Source organism: Nocardia rhamnosiphila NBRC 108938, from assembly GCF_000720425.1.
Lineage (GTDB): Bacteria > Actinomycetota > Actinomycetes > Mycobacteriales > Mycobacteriaceae > Nocardia > Nocardia rhamnosiphila.
The window spans coordinates 229,984-248,935 of the sequence record NZ_JOAJ01000005.1 but is presented as its reverse complement, the minus strand read 5'-3'; the positions used below and the strand labels follow the sequence as shown (position 1 = coordinate 248,935).

Below are 18,952 nucleotides of genomic sequence, written 5' to 3'. Positions count from 1 at the left end.
GCTTCAGCGATCCCGATTCGGCCCGGGCGTGTACCGGATACGCCATCCGCCCTCCCACCGTTCACCGGGTGCGAGGTGACGCAATCCGTCACCCGAGTTCAACGCGTTCGGCGGGGCGGTCATCGGTTCCAGCGCGACCGCGAGTCCCCGGCCCCGCGGCCGCGGGAACTCCCGCGGGGTGAAAACCTGCAGGTACTCCCAGCCGGTGTCCTGCGCGAGTTCTACCGTCGAACCGTCGGGTGCGGTGAGCCGGGCCGCCGCCGCGGGTGTCACCCCGCCGAACGGGGTGTCCAGGTCCAGCTGTGACAGCGGCACACCGGCCCACAGGTCGTAGCGGGTGCCCTCGACCGGGTGTTCGGCCACCGGATTCATGCGGGCATCGACCTCGAGATAGGTTGCGGCGGAAACCGTCAGCACCAGGTCCTCGACCGGTGTCTCACCTATTCGGAAGTATGGGTGCGCGCCCACGGCGTACGGCGCCGGCCGATCTCCGTGGTTCACCACGCCGTGGGTCACGGCGAGCCCGTCGGGGCGCAGTTCGTAGCGCACCCAGGTGTCCAGCAGGAACGGCCAGCCGTGCTGAGGCGGTATCAGCGCGCCCAGGGTCACGGCGGCGGGGGACAGTTCCCGCACCTCGTAGCCGGTGTTGCGGAGCAACCCGTGGATCGCGTTCGAACGCGCCGGTTCGGTGATATCGAGTTGCTGGGGTAGCCCGTCGAGAATCCAGATACCGTCGCGTACCCGGTTGGGCCAGGGCGCCAGGACGATTCCGGCGCCCATCGGCGGTGTCGCCCCGGCCGGAACCGATTCGGTGACCGCGACACCGCCGACGGTCAGCCCACGCAGGACGGCGGCCACCGTGCCGATCTCGGCGCGCACGCCGGAGAGCTCCAGCGCGATCGAGCGGCCGGTCGGTGTGATGCGCTCGGAGATGGTCACCTCGCCAGCCTAGATACCCGGCCCGGCCGCGGCTCCGAACGCGCGGCTCGGGTCGCGCGCCCGGCCACAGCGGCGGCAACCGCTACGACCGGAGGGCCGGACAGGCCGCGCGCGAGCCCGGGCGGTTACAGCCCGTTGACGATTACCGCGTTGCAGTCCGCGGCCGCCTGTCGCAGCGGGATCGCCGCCTGGTATTCCTCGGACTCGTACCAGGCACGGGCCGCTTCGGGAGATTCGAATTCCAGCACCACGGTCTGTGTGGCGGGCCATTCCCCTTCGAGGACCTCGAACTTGGTGTCGACCGCCAGGACCTTCACACCGGCGGCCATGGCTTTACCGGCCGCCTTACCGTATTCGGCCATCCCCGCCGGGTCCTTGATCAGCTCGGTCACGATGACGTAGCCCTTGGCCATCCTGGTCTCCTTTTCACGCGTGAGCCGCAACCGGCTCCCTCGACGACCCTACCCACAGTGGCATTTACGTTGTCAGAAATTCCATATGTTGAAATGGAGAATGCCGCTGGTGCCGGTCAGGATGCGGCCCGGCCGTTACGGCGGAGCAGGTGCGGGCGCAGCCGGTTGAACCCTCGCACGCGCACACTGCGCAGGTGTTTGATGCTCAACTCGGGCTCGCCGTCCAATTCCGCCGCGGCCCCGTCGTCCACCAGGATCGTGCCCGGCCGGGCGACACCGGTGAGCCGGGCGGCGATGTTCACCACCGAGCCGTACAGGTCACCGAAACGCTGCAGCACCGGCCCGTAGGCCAGCGCGATCCGCAGCTCCGGCGTGGTGCCCACCGTCATGGTGGATTCCTGGAGGGCCAGCGCGATCCGGGCCGCGGCCAGCGGCGATTCGGCCGCGAACATCACTTCGTCGCCGACGTTCTTGATGACCCAGCCGCCGTTCTCGGCGATCGCGTCGTTGGTGGTGGATTCGAACGCCTCCAGCAGCGTGGACAGCTCGTCGGGATGCAGATGCCGGGTCAGCCGGGTGTAGCCGACCATATCCGCGAACCCGACGGCCAGCGCTCGGGTCGAATCGGCGGGCGGACCGGAATCCTCCAGATTCCGTGACAGTGCCGCGTCGAGGTGGCGCCGCCAGGCATAGGACAGCAGGCTCTCCAGCAGTTCCACCGTTTCCGCGGTGGCGGTCCGGGTGATCTGTTCGCGATCCCCGTCCGCTCCGGCCGCGGCGACGCGTCGATCGATCTCGGCCAGGACCAGATCCACCTGCCATTCGGCCAGCCGCGCCATGGTCTGCCCGATGGTGCGGGCCGTCGCGGCCTGCTGCCGGGTGTCGGCTCCCGCCAGCGTGCCCACCTCCCGGAACCGTTTGATGGCGGCGATATCGGCGTCGGTGTAATCGCGCGCGCTGTCGTCCTCGCTGGCCGGGAAACCGAGCGAGACCCACAGCCGCCGGGCGAGCTCCGGCGTCACCTCGGCTCTTTCGGCCACCTCGTTGCGGTTGTAGCGCCGGCGACCGGCGAGCAGGCTCGCCTCGGCCGCCGACCGCACCAATTCGGCCCTCTCCTGCGACACCATGGGCGAAACCTTACGACGCCGCGGCCGCGCACCGGCCGGTCCGGGTGAATCGCCCGGTGATCTGCGTCATGTTCGGGTCACGGTCCGCATAGCGGCGGCCCGAACCGGGGTTACGGCCGGGCGGGCGCCGGCCCCGGCGTGCCGGGCCCGGCGGAGTCCGGGTGCGGCACCACGGGCTGCGTGGTGTGCGGGACCACGGCGGGAGCCGCCCGGGGCGCGATCTCGGCGGGGCGTGCGGCGGGGTCGGGCGCGGCCGGCACCTCGGTGGAAGGGGTCACGGGGGCCGGTGGCGCGGCCGGGGCCGGGGCGGCCGGGACCGCCTGGGGCGCGGGGGCCTCGGCCTGCCGCGGGGTCGGCCGGGCAGGCGGCGTGGTCGGCTCGCCGGGCTGCGGCGCGGACTGTGCGGGCTGCGGGGCGCTCGGGGCGCTCGGCTCCGTGGCCGGGGTCGCCGGTGCCACGGGCGGAGTCGGGGCCTGCGCGGGCTGCGGTGCCGGTACCGGCTGTGAAGTCGGAGCCGGTACCGAGCGCGGCGCGGCCTGGGCCGGTTCGGCGGGCGAGACGAACAGCGGCCGGTCGGTGGGCAGGTTGACGAAACTCGGCGCGGCCGGATCCAGTTCCAGATGCTGCGGTGCGAGCTCGCTGTTGTTCAGCATGGGCCGGAACGCCAGTGCCTTGGGCGAATTGCCGGCGAATACGTCGAGACGCAGCCGGTGCCCGGGCACCAGTACCGCCTGAATCGGGATGACCGCGATATCGAGCGTCACCGGCTCCCCCGGCACCACTTTCTGCACACTGTCGAGGGTGAGCGGATTGTGCGGCGCGGTGAGATCACCGTTGGCCGAGCGGGTACTGCGGGACTCGTCGATCGCCCGCAGCGACGCGGTGAGCTGGCCGGTGCTCAGTACGGTCGAGGTACCGTCGGGCGCCACATCGTTGACCGTCACGTTCCAGTAGCCGTCCGCGGTGTCGTGCACGGTGTTGAGGTGCACATTGATCGGGCCGGACAGGATCGTGCGTTCGGCGATGGGCTCGCTGGTGAAAGTGAGCGCGTTACGTTCGGCGATCCGGGAATCCTTGGCGCACAAATCCAGTGCCGCGCCGATTCCCGCCGAACCCTGCGCCATGTCCCGCGAGCAGAAATTGGTCAGGCCCGGGGACACGGTGAGCCGTTCGGGGGCGCCCGGTCGGACGGTGAGCGAGCCGTCGTGGAGAGAGTCGCCGGTCGTTCCGCTCGCCGCCCCCGACAGATACACCCGCCGGTGCGTCATACCCGGCTGCGGGAACCGGTCGAGCACGACCCAGTCCCCGCCCTGCTCCCAGACGATCACCGGACCGTAGTCGGTGATGCCGTTGTCGATGTCCTTGAGCCAATGGTCGAACCACGCGCGTTGCAGCACGTCCAGGCGCGGCGGGGCCCCGGGGCGTCCGGTCCCGGCACCGGGGTTGGCGTGGTAGGTGTCGCCGACGATGAGCTGTTTGCGGCCCGGCGGCAGAGGGATGTCATTGTAGAGCGTGGTCGCGCTGTTGGCGAAGATATCGTGCCAGCCGCCGTAGACGAAGGTCGGCACGGTGATCTTCTCCGGATGGCCCATGATCCCTTGGCGGAAGGCGCTGTTCTCGTCCAGTGCGTCGGCCAGGGCCGGCGGCATGTCCCGCAGGGACGGGGTGAGCAGCGCCTGGGCGAGCAGATCGTAGTTCGTCGCCGGATCGGCCATGCGGTCGCTGAGCCACTGCCAGTCGAAGGTGCCGTTGAGCATGGCCTTCACATCGGGCATGAGCTTGTTCTGGTTCACCTGGTTGAGCCACAGCGGCAGGAAGGTCACGCCGACACCGCCGCCCGGCGCCACCACATCGCGCATGAGATCGCTACCCGGTTCGACCGGGAAGATGGCCTGGAGCGGTTTCGGGGCGTTCTCCGCGGCACGCAACTGGTTGATCCCGGCATAGGAGCCGCCGCTCATGGCGACCCGCCCGTTGGACCACGGCTGCCGTGCCGACCATTCGATCACCTCGCGGGTGTCGAGCTGTTCGCGCTCACCGAGGGTGTCCCACAGCCCCTGCGACTGCCCGGTACCGCGCACATCCACGGAGACGACCGTGTAACCGGCGCGGACGAGTTGGCTGTCGAGCCCGAGCACGGTCGCCACGGTGCCGCCGTCCAGTGCGTGCAGCAGATCCTCGAAACCGCTGATCGGGGTGCCGGTCAGGTTGATCCGGCGCACCAGGTCCATGGTCCACCGGCGCACTTCGGGATCGCCCATCGCCGAATCGATCATGCTCGACATCATTTTCGAGTACGGCGTCATGGTGACGATCGTCGGCAGCGGGCGGGTCTCCACCGCACCGCCGGCCGCCGCGGGCCGGTACACATCGGCTTTCAGCACCACACCGTCGCTCATGGTGATCAGTACGTCTTTGTCGATCTGCGTTTCGGGATACGGCTGCGGGCCGTCGTGCAGGTCGGTCCACTGCTGGGCGAGTTCGGCCGGCGATACCGCCGGGGAGGTGTCCCGGTGCACCGGGTGGTGCGTGGATTGTGCTGCCACCACCAGGATCACGGTCACGACGACTACCACGGTGGCGGCCGCGGCGGCCGCGAGCCCGTGAACCCGGTACAGCCGCATGAACAAACCCTCCACCTCGTGGTTCCGGTTTCCGCGCACAGTCGGCGCGGACAATAGTTTCCGCACACAGGTGGAGCCGACGATAGCAATCAGCTCTGATGGAACCGGGTTACGACGCGCGGACCCGGCCGATCACCGGAACCCGAGAGGGACAGGTATCGGGCGGCCGGCCCGCGCCGCGGTGTCAGTTCACCCGCCGCGCCCGCACAACGAGGTCCTTGACCTGATGTCCGGCGGCGGGCCGGTTGCGGTCGCGCCGCTCGTCGACCTCCACGGTCCAGCCGTCGCCGAGGAGTTCGACGATCTCGGACGGCTGATAGAAGTCGTAGGGGTCGAATCGAGGTGAAGGCCCGTCACCCTCGTGCGCATGCCCGCCCTCGTGTGAATGCCCGCCCTCGTGCGAATGTTCTTCGCGCGGCGGGAATTCGGTGGGGTCGTGCGCGACGAACAGCAGGGTCCCCCCGGGGGCCACGGCCTCGAGCAGCCCGCGCACGGTGGCGTGATCGGTTTCGTGCACGATCGGGAAATAGTGGGCCGACACCAGATCGAAGGAGCGGGCCGGCATCGGCGTGACGGTGATATCGGCGCGCTGCCACGAGATCTCCGGATGCCCGGCCGCCGCGCGGTCCAGCGCGACCTGCGAGATATCCACCGCGGTGACCTGCCAGCCGTGTTCGGCCAGCCAGTAGGCGTCCGCCCCCTCACCGCAGCCGAGATCGAGGGCCTGGCCGGGTGCCATACCGGTCACTTCCGCGACCAGCGCATCGTTGGGCAAACCGCTGAACCGCTGTTCGCTCTCGCCGTACATATCGTCCCAGAACTGCTGGTCCATCCGTTACTCCTGGTCTCGTGAGGTGTGTTCCCCAGCATCCGGGCAAACAGCCGGCTTGACAAATTTATTTGCCAGTTCTGCAATAGAGGTATGGATCGGGAGTTCGGCGAGGTCATCGATGCGATCGGCCCGCGGCTGCGCGAACTGCGCCGCCGCAACGGTACGACGCTGGCGGCACTGTCCGAGGTCACCGGCATCCCGGTGAGCACCCTTTCGCGCCTGGAATCCGGCCAGCGGAAACCCAGCCTCGAACTGCTGCTCCCGCTGGCCAAGGCCCACCAGGTGCCGCTGGACGAACTGGTCGACGCGCCGGAGACCGGCGACCCCCGGGTCCACACCCGCCCGGTGACCCGGCACGGCCAGACCTTCATCCCGCTGACCCGCCGACCGGGCGGCCTGCAGGCCTACAAGCAGATCCTGTCCGGCCGCGCCGCCGCCGAACCCGAGATGCACACCCACGAGGGCTACCACTGGCTCTACGTGCTCAACGGCAAACTCAGACTCATCCTCGGCGACCGCGACATGATCCTGACCCCGGGTGAAGTGGCCGAATTCGACACCCATCTGCCGCACTGGTTCGGCAACGCCGACGAGCATCCGGTGGAGTACCTGAGCATCTACGGACCGCAGGGCGAACGGTTCCACATCAAGGCCAGATATCGCCCGGAGTGAATGCGGACACGGCCGCTACGCTGCGGAAATATAGATAGTTATTTCTTCGTGATCCGTATTGCCCGTGTCGTTTACCGCACGGCGCGCGATCACGCGAAATATGACTCCCCGGGTTTGCAGGACCGACATATAGCTGTGGTGTATTTCCAACGCTGTTCGAGCAGTCGGTGATGTTCTCCTCGCGCATTCGGCGATGAAAACCGTGGCGCTCCCGCCGGCTCTCGACCTGAGCACGGAGGACCGCAATTATGGATTCTGTACCGATACGTCAGCGCTGCGCCGCACTGGCCCTATTCGCCGCCGCGGCCGGCGCCATCCTCGGCACAACAGCACCCGCCCAGGCCCAGCCGGTCACCCTGCCCGGCCTCGGCACCTTCGAAATTCCCGATCAGATACCCCTGCCGGCCGAAATCCCCGGCATCGGCGCACTCACCCCGCAGGTGGCGCCCGCCCCGGCAGTCGGCGATATCGCGGTGGCGGCGGCGCGCAGCAAACTCGGGGCGCCGTACGTATCCGGCGGTACCGGACCCAACGTTTTCGACTGTTCGGGACTGGTGCAGTGGGCGTACCAGCAGGCCGGAGTCCAGGTACCGCGCACCAGCTGGTCCCAGCTCTCCGCCGGGACACCGGTACCGCTCGACCAGCTGCGGGTCGGCGATGTGATCTCCTACAGCAGTGGTGGCCATTCGGCGCTGTACGCCGGAGACGGTCAGGTGATCCACGCCGCGACCTCCACCGTGGAGATATCGCCGATGTCGTATTCGCCCGTGGTCGGAGCACGCCGCTTCTGACCCGAGCCGCACCGTGGTCCCCATCGACCGGTGGCAAACCCGAACCACAGCCTCGGGCCCACGGCGCATCCACGGAATACGCCCCCTCGGGGCGGGGAAGTCCCGAGGGGGCGTATTCGGCGATCAGAGACGTTCGATGATGGTGGCGTTCGCCAGACCGCCCGCCTCGCACATGGTCTGCAGCGCGTACCGCCCGCCGGTCTGCTCGAGATGGTTGACCATGGTGGCCAGGATCCGCACTCCCGAAGCGCCCAGCGGGTGCCCCAGCGCGATGGCCCCACCGCGCGGGTTCAGCTTCTCCGGGTCGGCGTTCAGCTCGTGCTGCCAGACCAGCGGCACGGGCGCGAACGCCTCGTTGACCTCGTAGGCGTCGATATCGTCGATTGTCAGACCGGCCCGCTCCAGCACCTTCTTCGAGGCCGGTACGGGCGCGGTCAGCATGAGCAGCGGATCGTCACCCACCACCGCGAAGGAATGGAAGCGCGCCCGCGGGCGCAGACCGAGCTTCGTAGCCGCCTGCTCGCTCATGATGAGCGCCGCCGACGCCCCGTCGGTGAGCGGCGAGGAGTTGCCCGGGGTGATGGACCAGTTGATCTCCGGGAACCGCTGCGTGTACTGCTCGTCGGCGAACGCCGGCTTCAGGCCCGCGAGCTTCTCCGGGGTGGATCCGGCCCGGATGGTCTCGTCCGCGGTCAGCTCCCCGGCGGCGACCAGTTCCCGGTCGAACCCGCCGGCCGCGGCGGTCTCGGCCGCCAGCCGATGGGACCGGGCCGCGAATTCGTCGAGGGTGGCCCGGTCGAACTTCCAGCGGGCCGCCAGGATCTCGGCGGCCACACCCTGCTGCACCAGGCCCTCCGGGTACCGGTGCGCGATGGGACCGCGATTGGCGTCCTGGCCCTGCGCGTTGGAGAACATGGGCACCCGGCTCATCGACTCCACGCCACAGGCGATGGCGATATCGTAGGCACCCGCGATCACGCCCTGCGCGGCGAAATGCGCGGCCTGCTGGCTGGACCCGCACTGCCGGTCCACCGTGGTGGCCGGTACCGATTCGGGGAATCCGGCGGCCAGCACAGCGGTCCGGGAGATATTGAAGGCCTGCTCCCCACTCTGGGTCACGCAGCCGCCGATCACATCGTCGACCAGCGCCGGATCCAGGTCGTTGCGCTGCAGCAGTTCGCTCAGCACTCCGGCCAGCAGAGTCGCCGGGTGCACCCCGGACAACCCCCCACCGGCCTTACCCTTCCCGGACGGCGTGCGAACCACATCGACGATGACGGCGGACTGCATAGTCCCTCCTGAATTGCTCGTTCCGGCCGGTCAAGTTAATGACCGTTCGATTTAAGTTAACACGCATTCGCACCCGGCGGCCAGCCTCCACCCTTCCGGCCGGTCAGCCGACGAGCCCCCTCCTCAATAGGGCTGGCCGCAGTCATTCTGTGAAGTCATCAGCGAGGATCTGGTCGACACGATCCGCCAGGCCCGGATCGCCGCTGGCGAATCGGCGCAGGCATAGCGGCTCGGAACGTCGTCGTCGCACGGCGCTCGACAATGGTGCCGCACCCTCGGCGACTGCAGCCCGTGCGACGGCCAGCAGAGCGGGGAGATCGGTCACGCAAAGCTCCTTCCCTCCCGCACATATTCCGTCGCACGCCCTGCAAAGATATCGGGAGATTTCAGCACTCCCGGACTTACTCCGGTCCCAGTAGCGGCGGGGGGAAGCCTTGGTCCACAACTTTCACTCCCGCCCACGAACACCGCCCATCACCGTGCCGTTCGAAAACTCCGTCCGGTGTGGACACGAAGCACTTGCAACCCGGACAGGGCACAGAACGTATCTCTCCTCGAGGATGGCAACCGGCCCGTAGCACGATCCGCAGCTGACGCGTTGTTATGCGGGCCGGACAACCACATTCAGGTGGGTGGAGACGCACCCGCATGCCCAGCCACGGGCAAACGCCGGGGACATTTCGGTGCTGCTCACCGATGCGACCATCGACGACAGCGGCACCGCGGAGGCAGTGCAGCGAATCCGGGCAGCGCACGATCAAGCCATCTTCGTCGCACCTCGAAACAGTGAGCATCCCCAGTACGACCCACGGTTCGTCGCCACACGAACACAAACCCTCAATCGTCATTGCCCAACTCCTTGGACCGAGCGGCCCGGTATCGAGCAATGACACCGTCTATCTCGTGCTGCGTTCGGACCTCCCTGCGCGGCACCGAATCAAGGTTGCGCAGGCCGGCAGCTACACGTTCGAGTGTGTTGAGGTCTGCGCACTCCCCGGCCCGCCGAAGCCGCAGCGTCGCAGCCATCGCACGGTTCGATGGAGCCCTTACGGGCAAAGGCAGTCGTTCTTGGCACATGGGTCACCTCGTAGTCGGTCTGGAGTGGAAACCGACCCCGCGCCGGGCCCGTCGGCAGCCGACGCGGGGTGGTAGCTCCAGGTTTCGCCGGATCTCCGAGCGATAGAAGCCACGGGACTACAACGGAACCTCTACGCTGCAGATTCACGAGCGAAACGACACAGGTGGGGCTGAGCACGATGATCGTGACCAGATGGACAGGGGTAGAGGTTCGTGCCCTCCGGACCGCTGCGCTGCGTGTTACTCAGGAGGACTTTGCCGAGACGGCGGGATTCACTGTGGGGGTTGTACGCAAGTGGGAAGGGCGTCGCGAAAGTATCGAACTGTCAGGTAAGTTCGCCGCGCGCATGGACGATCTGCTGCGCGACCTCGGCCCCGATCAGGAGGCACGGTTCGAGGTCGCGCTCTCCGCGCCGAATACATCGACACCCGCAGGCGGTTCGACCGACTCATTCGAGAACCCCGCCGAGATCCTGCAACGCATCCAGCACCTGAGTGTCATCGAATCGGACCGAACGGTCCCCGACGCACTCGCGCTTTTGGTCGACGACGTTGTAGAGCGCTATGAATTCGCCGGGCCCTATCGTCTCGCCCCAGTCGTTATCGATGCGCGGCGGCAGCTCGAGGCCATGCTGCGCCAGCGCCGGAATCCGACTCAGTTGCGCTCTTTGTACGCGGTTGCAGGTCGCTTGGCGGGAATTCTCGCTTATATGGCGGTGAATCGCGGCAGATTCGGCCATGCCAAGATGTACTGTAAGGAAGCGCTCGTCATCGGTGAATTATCGGACGATGCGGAATTGCGAGCCTGGATAAAAGGTACCGAGAGCTTTTGCGCGTACTACCAGGGCGACTACGCAACTGCGGTTCGAGTGGCCTACGAGGGGCTGGACGCGGCGAACGATGGCCCACAGTCGGTTCGGCTGTATTCGAACGGCCTGGCGCGAGCTCTCGGAAAGGTCGGCGATGCTGCCGGTGTAGCAGAAGCGATCGATCTGGCGATCGCCAAGGCGGCCAGTTTGGGCACCGGGCCGGGGCTCACACCCGCGCTGTCCTTCGATGCCTACGGTGAGGCACGTCTGATGGCCAACGCAGCTACAGCATTTCTCTCGGCCGGAGACTTCCGCCGTTGCCTCGAGTTCGGCGAACGGGTCGAGGATTACGTCGCGCAGTCGGACTCGGTGTGGAGTCATTCGCTCGTCCGACTCGATAGGGCGACCGCAATGCTCGGAGGCGGCCTGCGCGATATCGACAGTGCGGCCCAGTTGGGCATCGAAGCCCTCGAGGCGTCGAAAGACCGCCCGATCCGTTCCGTTTGGCAGCGAGCGCACGAGTTCGGGCACGCAATCGAGGCGATTCCTTCGCGAGCATCGCAGGCATACCTCGAATCACTACGCACTTGGTCGACGAACGCTCGCCGGTTCTCGGCGTCCGAGGGGTGATGCGCAGCGCAAGGCGAATCTGTCCCGTACGGCCCAGCGGTAGACGTGCCCTTCTCGTCTCAATTCGACCAATTCGACAGCGGCAACGCAGACAGTCACCGGACGCAGTGTGCGCAATCCTTCGACGTCACTTATCAGAGCCGCGGCGCCGACCGGCTTGTTGATGTATCCGATGCCCAGATGCGGTCGGAAGCCCGCGGTCTCGGCGAGTTCGCAGGAAGGCAGGTGGGCGGCAGTAACCTCACGTAGGAGTCGGTGGAGTTCCAGCAGTTCGTCCCATGGAGCAACAGAGAAGCGCAGCGCGCTGCGGGACCCTGCCAGTGGCCCGATTTCGAGATCGAAGGCCGGGAACTCGGCCAAGCGATTCCTCGCGACCGCGATGATCCGTGCAAGCTGCTCATCGGATACCTCGTCGGCGTGGCCGAGACCGAGCAGGGTCAGGTGCAGGCCATCTCGGGGAACGAAATCGATGCCGTCGTGTTCGAGGCCCTTCTGACACTGCCCCGCGAGAGCGGCCAGCTCGAGGTCTTCGAAAGTCAAGTACCAGTAATACCCGATCCGGTCTGGAGCCCAGTACTTGATCGTCCAATGGTCAGCCAAATTTCCGAGCTGCCGGAAAGCCGACCAATCATTCTCCCGAATCGCCAGGGCATCAGCGGTCGAAGCAGGAAACAGTGGGGGAAACGGGCCCTTCGCGTTCATCTCTGCTGCCGGTTGACCGTATTCGAATCGACCACGATCGCGAGTGTACGTCCGGCTGGGCTCGGGTGCGCCGTATACCGTGGCCGCTGATCAACCTCGGGCCCGACAACAATGAACGCCTACTGGATCCGCTCCCACCCCCGGCGCTCCGGCCGGGAACCCAACTCCCGGTCGCGGCTGCGGTAGACGATGTAGGGCCTGGTCAGGTAACCGATCGGCATCGAGAACACGTGGACCAACCGAGTGAACGGCCAGAATGCGAACAGCAGCCAGGCGGCGATCACGTGCAGCTGGAAACCGAGGGGCGCGGCGAGGATCAGGTCGGTATCGGGGCGAAAGGACAGGATGGAGCGGAACCACGGGGAGACCGTCTCCCGGTAGTCGTGCGGGTGATTGTCGGCATTGTTGACCAGCGTAGTGCCGAAACCCAGCAGCAGCGTGCCGAGCAGCAGGACGTACATGATCTTGTCGTTGCGGGTGGTCGCGGAGAAGACGGGTCCGGTGGTGCGGCGGCGGTAGATGAGGATGGCCGCTCCGGCGAGGGTGGCGAGACCGGCCACGATCCCGAGACTGGCGGAGGCCACGTGGTACACCGAATCGCTGACACCGACGGCCTCGGTCCAGCCCTCCGGGACCAGCAGACCGACGATATGGCCCACGATCACCAGCAGGATTCCGTAGTGGAACAGCGGGCTGCCCAGGCGCAGCAGGCGGCTCTCGTAGAGCTGGGACGAACGGGTGGTCCAGCCGAATTTGTCGTAGCGGTAGCGCCAGTAATGGCCCACCAGAAAGGTCGCGATGGCGGCATAGGGCAGGGCGACCCACAGCAGGATGTCGACCGCGGTGAGGTTCTCACCCGGTGCGGCGAGCAGCACGGCGGTCATCGGCGCGCCTCCGTACCCGTATGCGGCTTCTCGGGCTGGGGAGGTCTGATCCCGACCTCGAATGCCGACGATCCTGGATACCCCGCGGCTGCCTCCGTGACTCCGGAGGCGCCGCCGGGGACCGGTGGTACGACCGGATCGGGGAGGTACTGCGGCGGGGCGAACGGCGCCAGGCCAACGGCTTCCTCCGGTGGACCTGCGGCGATGAGCCGGGCGACGGCATCCGATTCGGAGCCGGCGAGAGCCGGGAGGGTGGCGGTGACCGAGTCGAGGACATCGGCCCAAGGTGAACCGGTGTCCCGCAGGCCCCGGCGCATCACCTCGAGACCGGCCCGATGTTCGGTGAGCAGCCGCGACCCGGTCTCGGCATTATCGGCCGCGGCGAATTCCAGCACCACGGACAGATGGTCGGGCAGTTCCTCCTCGGAGATCTCCAACCCGGCCGCTCGATACGCCTGCTTGAACCGCAGCAGGGCGATACCGCGTTTACGGGTGTCACCGTAGGCGAAGTACGTGAGGTAGGGGCTGAACCGCTTGCGATGGTCGAAGGTCGCCACATAGTCGGCGGCGAGTTCGAAAACCGAACGGGTTCGAACATGGCCGAGGAACCGGGTGAGCGGGGCACCGACCGGAGGCGGCAGCGTCGCCGCCACCGTGCTCAGCAGGTCGAGATTGCGGCGCAGGGAGTCGTCCGGATAGCCGAGCAGCAGGGACTGCACCTGCCAGGCGGCGGCCCGGGTGTCCGGGTCGAGGGCATTCGCCCTGGTCGCCCTCATCGCGGCCGCTCGGCGTCACCGGGCCGGTGGTTTACCCCCTCCGGCGGGAACAGCCCGTCGGGGACCTTTCCGTCCCAGTTGAGCAGATTCACCCGGCCGTGGCCGCCGACGCTGGTGGCGGTCTCGGAGGTCTGCCGGTTGCGCAGCATCCGGAAGTTCTCCACGGCAATGGGCGAGACCCCGCCCGAATTCTCGCCGAAGGGCCCGGAGCCGGTCATTCCCGGACCGCCCTCGTAATCGAGGCTGCATTCGGTGGCGAGTTCTTCCAGCCCGTGCGCCGATTCGGTGTGCGCGGGCGGGATCACATAGCGCTCGTCGTATTTGGCCAGGGCCAGCAGGCGGAACATATCGTAGATCTGCTCACCCGACATACCGACCGCCTCGGCGATACGCTCCTGTGGTTCCCGGCCCAGATTGATATCGCGCATATAGCTGCGCATGGCGGCCAGCCGGCGCAGGATCGCGGTCACCGGGCCGGGATCGCCCGCGGTGAACAACTGCGCGAGATAGTCCACCGGAATTCGCAATGCCTCGATCGCGGCGAAGAGATTGCCGTGATCCTCGGCGTCGTGGCCGGTATCGCGCACGATATCGACCACCGGCGACAGCGGCGGGATGTACCAGACCATGGGCATGGTGCGGTATTCCGGATGCAGGGGCAGCGCGACCTTATAGGTGTTGATCAGCGCATAGATCGGCGACCGGTCGGCGGCCTCCACCCAGTCCCACGGGATACCCGCGCGTTCGGCCTCGCGCCGCACCTCGGGGTCGGCGGGGTCGAGGAACACCTCCCGCTGCGCTTCGTAGAGGCCGTGTTCCTCCGGGGTGGCCGCGGCCTCCAGCACTTTGTCGGCGTCGTAGAGAACCAGCCCGATATAGCGCAGCCGGCCCACGCAGGTCTCGGCGCAGACGGTCGGCAATCCGACCTCCACCCGCGGGAAACAGAAGGTGCACTTCTCGGCTTTCCCGGTGCGGTGGTTGAAATAGACCTTCTTGTACGGGCAGCCCGATACGCACATCCGCCAGCCCCGGCACCGGTCCTGGTCCACCAGGACGATGCCGTCCTCGCTGCGTTTGTAGATCGCGCCCGACGGACACGAGGCGGCGCAGGACGGATTCAGGCAGTGTTCGCAGATCCGCGGCAGATAGAACATGAAGGTCTGCTCGAATTCGAAACGCACCTGTTCGGAAAGTTTGCGCAGGAGCGGATCCCGGTGGCCGAATTCGGGTGCGCCGCCGAGATCGTCGTCCCAGTTCGCCGACCATTCGATTTTCGTATCCCGGCCGGTGATCAGCGATTTCGGCCGGGCGACCGGAGTGTGCCGCTGGGCCGGCGCGGTAGTCAGATTCTCGTAGTCGTAGGTCCATGGTTCGTAGTAATCGCTCAGGGCGGGCAGGATGGGATTGCTGAAGATGGTGAACAATTTGCGCAACCGGCCGCCGCCTTTGAGTTGCAGCCTGCCCCGGTAGTTCAGCTCCCAGCCGCCGCGCCACCGATCCTGATCCTCGTAGGTGCGCGGATACCCCTGTCCCGGCCGGGTCTCCACATTGTTGAACCACACGTATTCCACGCCCGACCGGTTCGTCCACGCCTGTTTGCAGGTGACCGAACAGGTATGGCAGCCGATACATTTGTCGAGATTCATCACCATCGCCATCTGCGCCATCACCCGCATTAATAGCTCACCTCCTGGCTGCGACGACGGATCACGGTCACCTCGTCGCGTTGATTACCGGTGGGTCCGAGATAGTTGAACGCGAAACTGAGCTGGGCGTAGCCGCCGATGAGATGGCTGGGTTTGACCAGCAGCCGGGTCAGCGAATTGTGCACACCGCCGCGATGCCCGGAGGTCTCGCTGATCGGCACATCGATGAGCCGGTCCTGCGCGTGGTACATGTACACGGTTCCGGCGGGCATGCGGTGCGAGACCACCGCCCGGGCCACCACCACACCGTTGCGGTTGACCGCCTCGACCCATTCGTTGTCGGCCACCCCGATGGTCGCCGCGTCCGCGGGCGCCATCCAGATGGTGGGCCCGCCGCGCGAAAGGCTCAGCATGAACAGGTTGTCCTGGTATTCGGAATGGATGGACCATTTGCTGTGCGGGGTGAGATAGCGGACGGTCACACCCAGCTCCCCCGTCGAACCGAGCACGGGTTCGCCGAACAGCGCGGCCATATTCAGCGGCGGCCGGTATACCGGCAGTCCCTCACCGAGTTCGGTCATCCAGTCGTGGTCGAGATAGAAATGCTGGCGGCCGGTCAATGTATGCCAGGGTTTGCGGCGTTCGATATTGATGGTGAACGGCGAATACCGGCGACCCCCGGTTTCCGACCCCGACCATTCCGGTGAGGTGATCACCGGTACCGGAGCGGCCTGGGTATCGGCGAAGGTGATCTGTTTGCCCTCGTGCTCGGCGGCCAGATCGACCAGCCGCATACCGGTGCGCTGTTCGAGAGTGCGGAAACCCGCGGTGGCCAGGCGCCCGTTGGTGGTACCCGACAGCGCCAGGATCGCCTCACACGCTTGGATACCGCGCTGCAACGACGGCCGCCCGTCGGCCGGTCCGCCGCGGATCACGCCGTTCTTGTGCCGCAGGTATTCGACCTCCGGCCCGAAATCGAAGGTGACCCCTTTGGTGGTGCCGCCGAGTTTCTCCGCCAGCGGGCCCAGCGCGTTCATCTTCGCCGCGATCGCGCCGTAATCACGCTCGACCACCACCAGTTTCGGCATGGTGACCCCGGGGACCGGTTCCACATCGCCGGTTTTCCAGTCCGCGACCCGGCCGTGCGGGGTGGCCAGTTCGTCCGGGGTGTCGTGCAACAGCGGCACCGCCACCACATCCTTGCGGACCCCGAGCCGCGGGCCGGCGAGTTCGCTGAACTTCTCGGCGATCGCCCGAAAGGCGTCCCAATCGGTGCGGGTCTGCCAGGGCGGTGCGATGGCGGGGTTGAACGAGTGCACGAACGGATGCATATCGGTGGTGTTGAGATCGTGCTTCTCGTACCAGGTCGCGGCGGGCAGCACGATATCGGAGAACAGGGTGGTGCTGGTCATCCGGAAATCCAGGGTCAGCAGCAGGTCGAGTTTGCCGCGCGGCGCGTCCGGCCGCCACACCACATCACGCGGGCGCGCGCCGGCCGGAGTGGGTTTGGCGCGCAGCGACGATTCGGTGCCCAGCAGATGTTCGAGAAAGTACTCGTTGCCCTTGGCCGAGGAACCGAGCAGGTTGGCCCGCCACACATTCAGTATCCGCGGGAAGTTCTCCGGGGCGTCGGGATCCTCGCAGGCGAAACGCATCCGTCCCGAACGCAGTTCGGAGACCACATAGCCCGCCACCGAGCCGCCCTCGGCCGCGGCGGAATCGGCCAGTTCCAGTGGGTTGCGGTCGAAGGTCGGATACGACGGCATCCAGCCCAGCCGCGCGGATTGCGCGATCACATCGGCGGTGCTCATCCCCGCCAGCCGCCCGGCGCCTGAACCGGCCGAAAGTTTGTCGGCACCGAACCAGTCGTAACGGAACTGGTCGGAATGCAGGTACCAGAAGGCGGTCTGGATCATCTGCCGTGGCGGTCGCGACCAATCGAGGGCCGAGGCCAGCTGTGTCCATCCGGTGACCGGCCGGCATTTCTCCTGGCCCACATAGTGCGCCCAGCCACCGCCGTTCACGCCCTGGCATCCGGTGAGGGTGGTCAGGGTGAGGAATGCGCGGTAGATCGTGTCGGAGTGGAACCAGTGGTTGGTCCCGGCGCCCATGATGATCATCGAGCGGCCGTGGCTCTCCTCGGCATTGGCCGCGAACTCACGCGCGATCCGCAGGACCGCCGCGGCCGGGACACCGGTGATCGTTTCCTGCCAGGCCGGGGTGTAGGGGTGGGAGAAATCGTCGTAGTCGACGGGCCAGGCCCCGGGCAGGCCGTCCCGGTGCACCCCGTACTGCGCCAGCATCAGGTCGAACACCGTGGTGACCAGATGGCCGTTCACCCGCCGCACCGGTACGCCCCGCCGGATCGTCGTGTCGTCACCGGCCGCGGTGTCGAACCGGGGCAACAGCACGGGTACCGCCGTCTCGCCGAACAGTGTCAGCCGGGGCACCACACCCTCGAGATCGAGATTCCAGTTCCCCACCCCGGCTTCGCCGTAGCGGTAACCGACCGAACCGTTCGGGACCACCGGGCGGCCGTCCGCGTCGAGTACCACCGTTTTGAACGCGGCGTTTTCCACCCCGGCGTGCTCGTCGAGGTCGGCGGCGGTCAGGAACTTGCCCGGGGCGTAGCCGCCGTCGGTCTCCTCCAGCCGGACCAGAAACGGCAGATCGGTGAACTGGCGCACATAGCTCGTGAAATACGGCACCTCGCGTTCCACGAAGAACTCGCGCAGCACCACCTGCCCCATCGCCATGGCCAGCGCGCCGTCGGTACCGGGATGCGGGGCCAGCCATTCGTCGGCGAACTTCACATTGTCGGCATAGTCCGGGGAGACCGCGACCACCTTCTGCCCGCGATAGCGGGCCTCGGCCATCCAGTGCGCGTCCGGCGTCCGGGTCACCGGCAGATTCGACCCCCACATGATCAGATAGCCCGCGTCCCACCAGTCCCCCGATTCCGGGACATCGGTCTGGTCGCCGAACACCTGCGGCGAGGCCACCGGCAGATCCGCGTACCAGTCGTAGAAGGACAGCATCGTCCCGCCCACCAGTGAGACGAATCGAGACCCGGAGGCGTGCGACACCATGGACATGGCCGGAATGGGCGAGAACCCCGCGATCCGGTCCGGGCCGTACCGGGCGATGGTGTATACATGCGCGGCCGCGATCATCTCGGTCGCCTCGTCCCACGTGGCCCGCACCAGACCGCCCTTGCCGCGCGCGGATTTGTACCGCCGCGCCGAATCCAGGTCCTCGACAATCGTTTCCCAGGCGGTCACCGGGTCCCCGGTGGCGGCCTTCGCCGCGCGATACATCTCCAGCAGCACACCCCGCACATACGGGTAGCGCACCCGGGTCGGCGAGTATGTGTACCAGGAAAACGCGGCCCCACGCGGACAACCGCGCGGCTCGTATTCGGGTTTGTCGGGGCCCACCGACGGATAGTCGGTCTGCTGGGTCTCCCAGGTGATGATCCCGTCCTTGACATAGATCTTCCAGGAACACGACCCGGTGCAGTTCACGCCGTGCGTGGAACGCACCACCTTGTCGTGACTCCAGCGGTCCCGATAGAACTCGTCCGCCTGCCGCCCGCCCACCTCGAACATCGAACGCCGATCCGGGGAGATCTGCGCACGGGTGAAGAACCGCCGGGTGCCTACCAGCGCATCGGTCAGTTCGTCGTCGAGCCCCGCCCGCCCCGGGCCGCGGTGCGTCATGAAACCTCCCTGGAAGTGTGT

At 67.0% G+C, this 18,952-nt stretch carries 15 protein-coding genes and 1 pseudogene; 4 read left to right on the top strand and 12 right to left on the bottom strand.

Annotated features, from left to right (window positions below; translation table 11 throughout):
• Positions 1 to 3: 3 nt before the first annotated feature.
• The 5 genes and pseudogenes from IG75_RS0118875 to IG75_RS0118855 form a co-directional block, all read right to left on the bottom strand.
• On the bottom strand, positions 4 to 939 hold the full coding sequence (locus IG75_RS0118875; RefSeq protein ID WP_030525827.1) for an aldose 1-epimerase family protein: 936 nt from the start codon (positions 937 to 939) through the stop codon (positions 4 to 6).
• A gap of 125 nt (positions 940 to 1,064) precedes the next feature.
• A complete protein-coding gene (locus IG75_RS0118870) occupies positions 1,065 to 1,352 on the bottom strand; it encodes a DUF1330 domain-containing protein (protein ID WP_030522753.1) in 288 nt (95 codons plus the stop codon).
• Positions 1,353 to 1,468: 116 nt separating this feature from the next.
• Entirely contained in the window at positions 1,469 to 2,479 is a 1,011-nt protein-coding gene (locus IG75_RS0118865) for an adenylate/guanylate cyclase domain-containing protein (protein WP_030522754.1), read from the bottom strand.
• Between the two features lie 563 nt (positions 2,480 to 3,042).
• Positions 3,043 to 5,103 (bottom strand): annotated as a pseudogene (locus IG75_RS0118860) (CocE/NonD family hydrolase); the annotation flags it as partial.
• Positions 5,104 to 5,287: 184 nt separating this feature from the next.
• A complete protein-coding gene (locus tag IG75_RS0118855) occupies positions 5,288 to 5,935 on the bottom strand; it encodes a class I SAM-dependent methyltransferase (protein ID WP_030522756.1) in 648 nt (215 codons plus the stop codon).
• 90 nt (positions 5,936 to 6,025) lie between these two features.
• Between IG75_RS0118855 and IG75_RS0118850 the strand changes: the two genes are divergently transcribed.
• Complete coding sequence (locus tag IG75_RS0118850; RefSeq protein WP_030522757.1) at positions 6,026 to 6,607, top strand: helix-turn-helix domain-containing protein; 582 nt, start codon at positions 6,026 to 6,028, stop codon at positions 6,605 to 6,607.
• 248 nt (positions 6,608 to 6,855) lie between these two features.
• Entirely contained in the window at positions 6,856 to 7,398 is a 543-nt protein-coding gene (locus IG75_RS0118845) for a C40 family peptidase (RefSeq protein WP_030522758.1), read from the top strand.
• A 123-nt stretch (positions 7,399 to 7,521) separates the two neighbouring features.
• On the opposite strand, the gene IG75_RS0118840 is transcribed toward IG75_RS0118845, so the two are convergent.
• Both IG75_RS0118840 and IG75_RS39175 read right to left on the bottom strand, forming a co-directional pair.
• Complete coding sequence (locus IG75_RS0118840) at positions 7,522 to 8,688, bottom strand: thiolase family protein (RefSeq protein WP_030522759.1); 1,167 nt, start codon at positions 8,686 to 8,688, stop codon at positions 7,522 to 7,524.
• A 142-nt stretch (positions 8,689 to 8,830) separates the two neighbouring features.
• Complete coding sequence (locus IG75_RS39175; RefSeq protein ID WP_156059005.1) at positions 8,831 to 9,013, bottom strand: hypothetical protein; 183 nt, start codon at positions 9,011 to 9,013, stop codon at positions 8,831 to 8,833.
• Between the two features lie 307 nt (positions 9,014 to 9,320).
• On the opposite strand from IG75_RS39175, the gene IG75_RS39170 reads away from it, so the two are divergent.
• Together IG75_RS39170 and IG75_RS0118835 are read left to right on the top strand one after the other, a co-directional pair.
• Entirely contained in the window at positions 9,321 to 9,578 is a 258-nt protein-coding gene (locus tag IG75_RS39170) for a hypothetical protein (protein ID WP_156060987.1), read from the top strand.
• 366 nt (positions 9,579 to 9,944) lie between these two features.
• Positions 9,945 to 11,204, top strand: a complete 1,260-nt coding sequence (locus IG75_RS0118835) for a helix-turn-helix domain-containing protein (RefSeq protein WP_156059009.1) — start codon at positions 9,945 to 9,947, stop codon at positions 11,202 to 11,204.
• Here IG75_RS0118835 and IG75_RS0118830 read toward each other — a convergent pair.
• The 5 genes from IG75_RS0118830 to IG75_RS0118810 all read right to left on the bottom strand — a co-directional run bounded on the left by IG75_RS0118830 (position 11,154) and on the right by IG75_RS0118810 (position 18,931).
• Positions 11,154 to 11,906, bottom strand: coding sequence for a 2'-5' RNA ligase family protein (locus IG75_RS0118830; RefSeq protein ID WP_051714717.1), 753 nt, complete (start codon positions 11,904 to 11,906; stop codon positions 11,154 to 11,156). The genes IG75_RS0118835 and IG75_RS0118830 overlap by 51 nt on opposite strands.
• A gap of 119 nt (positions 11,907 to 12,025) precedes the next feature.
• A complete protein-coding gene (narI, locus tag IG75_RS0118825) occupies positions 12,026 to 12,790 on the bottom strand; it encodes a respiratory nitrate reductase subunit gamma (RefSeq protein WP_030522761.1) in 765 nt (254 codons plus the stop codon).
• Positions 12,787 to 13,566 carry a nitrate reductase molybdenum cofactor assembly chaperone gene (gene narJ, locus IG75_RS0118820; RefSeq protein ID WP_063834168.1) on the bottom strand — a complete coding sequence of 260 codons (780 nt, stop codon included), beginning with the start codon at positions 13,564 to 13,566 and terminating at the stop codon, positions 12,787 to 12,789. The genes narI and narJ overlap by 4 nt, the downstream gene beginning before the upstream one ends.
• Positions 13,563 to 15,242 (bottom strand): nitrate reductase subunit beta, encoded by a 1,680-nt coding sequence (gene narH / locus IG75_RS0118815; protein ID WP_030522763.1) that lies wholly within the window; start codon positions 15,240 to 15,242, stop codon positions 13,563 to 13,565. Before narH ends, narJ begins: the two co-directional genes overlap by 4 nt.
• On the bottom strand, positions 15,242 to 18,931 hold the full coding sequence (locus IG75_RS0118810) for a nitrate reductase subunit alpha (RefSeq protein WP_030522764.1): 3,690 nt from the start codon (positions 18,929 to 18,931) through the stop codon (positions 15,242 to 15,244). The genes narH and IG75_RS0118810 overlap by 1 nt, the downstream gene beginning before the upstream one ends.
• Between the last annotated feature and the right edge of the window lie 21 nt (positions 18,932 to 18,952).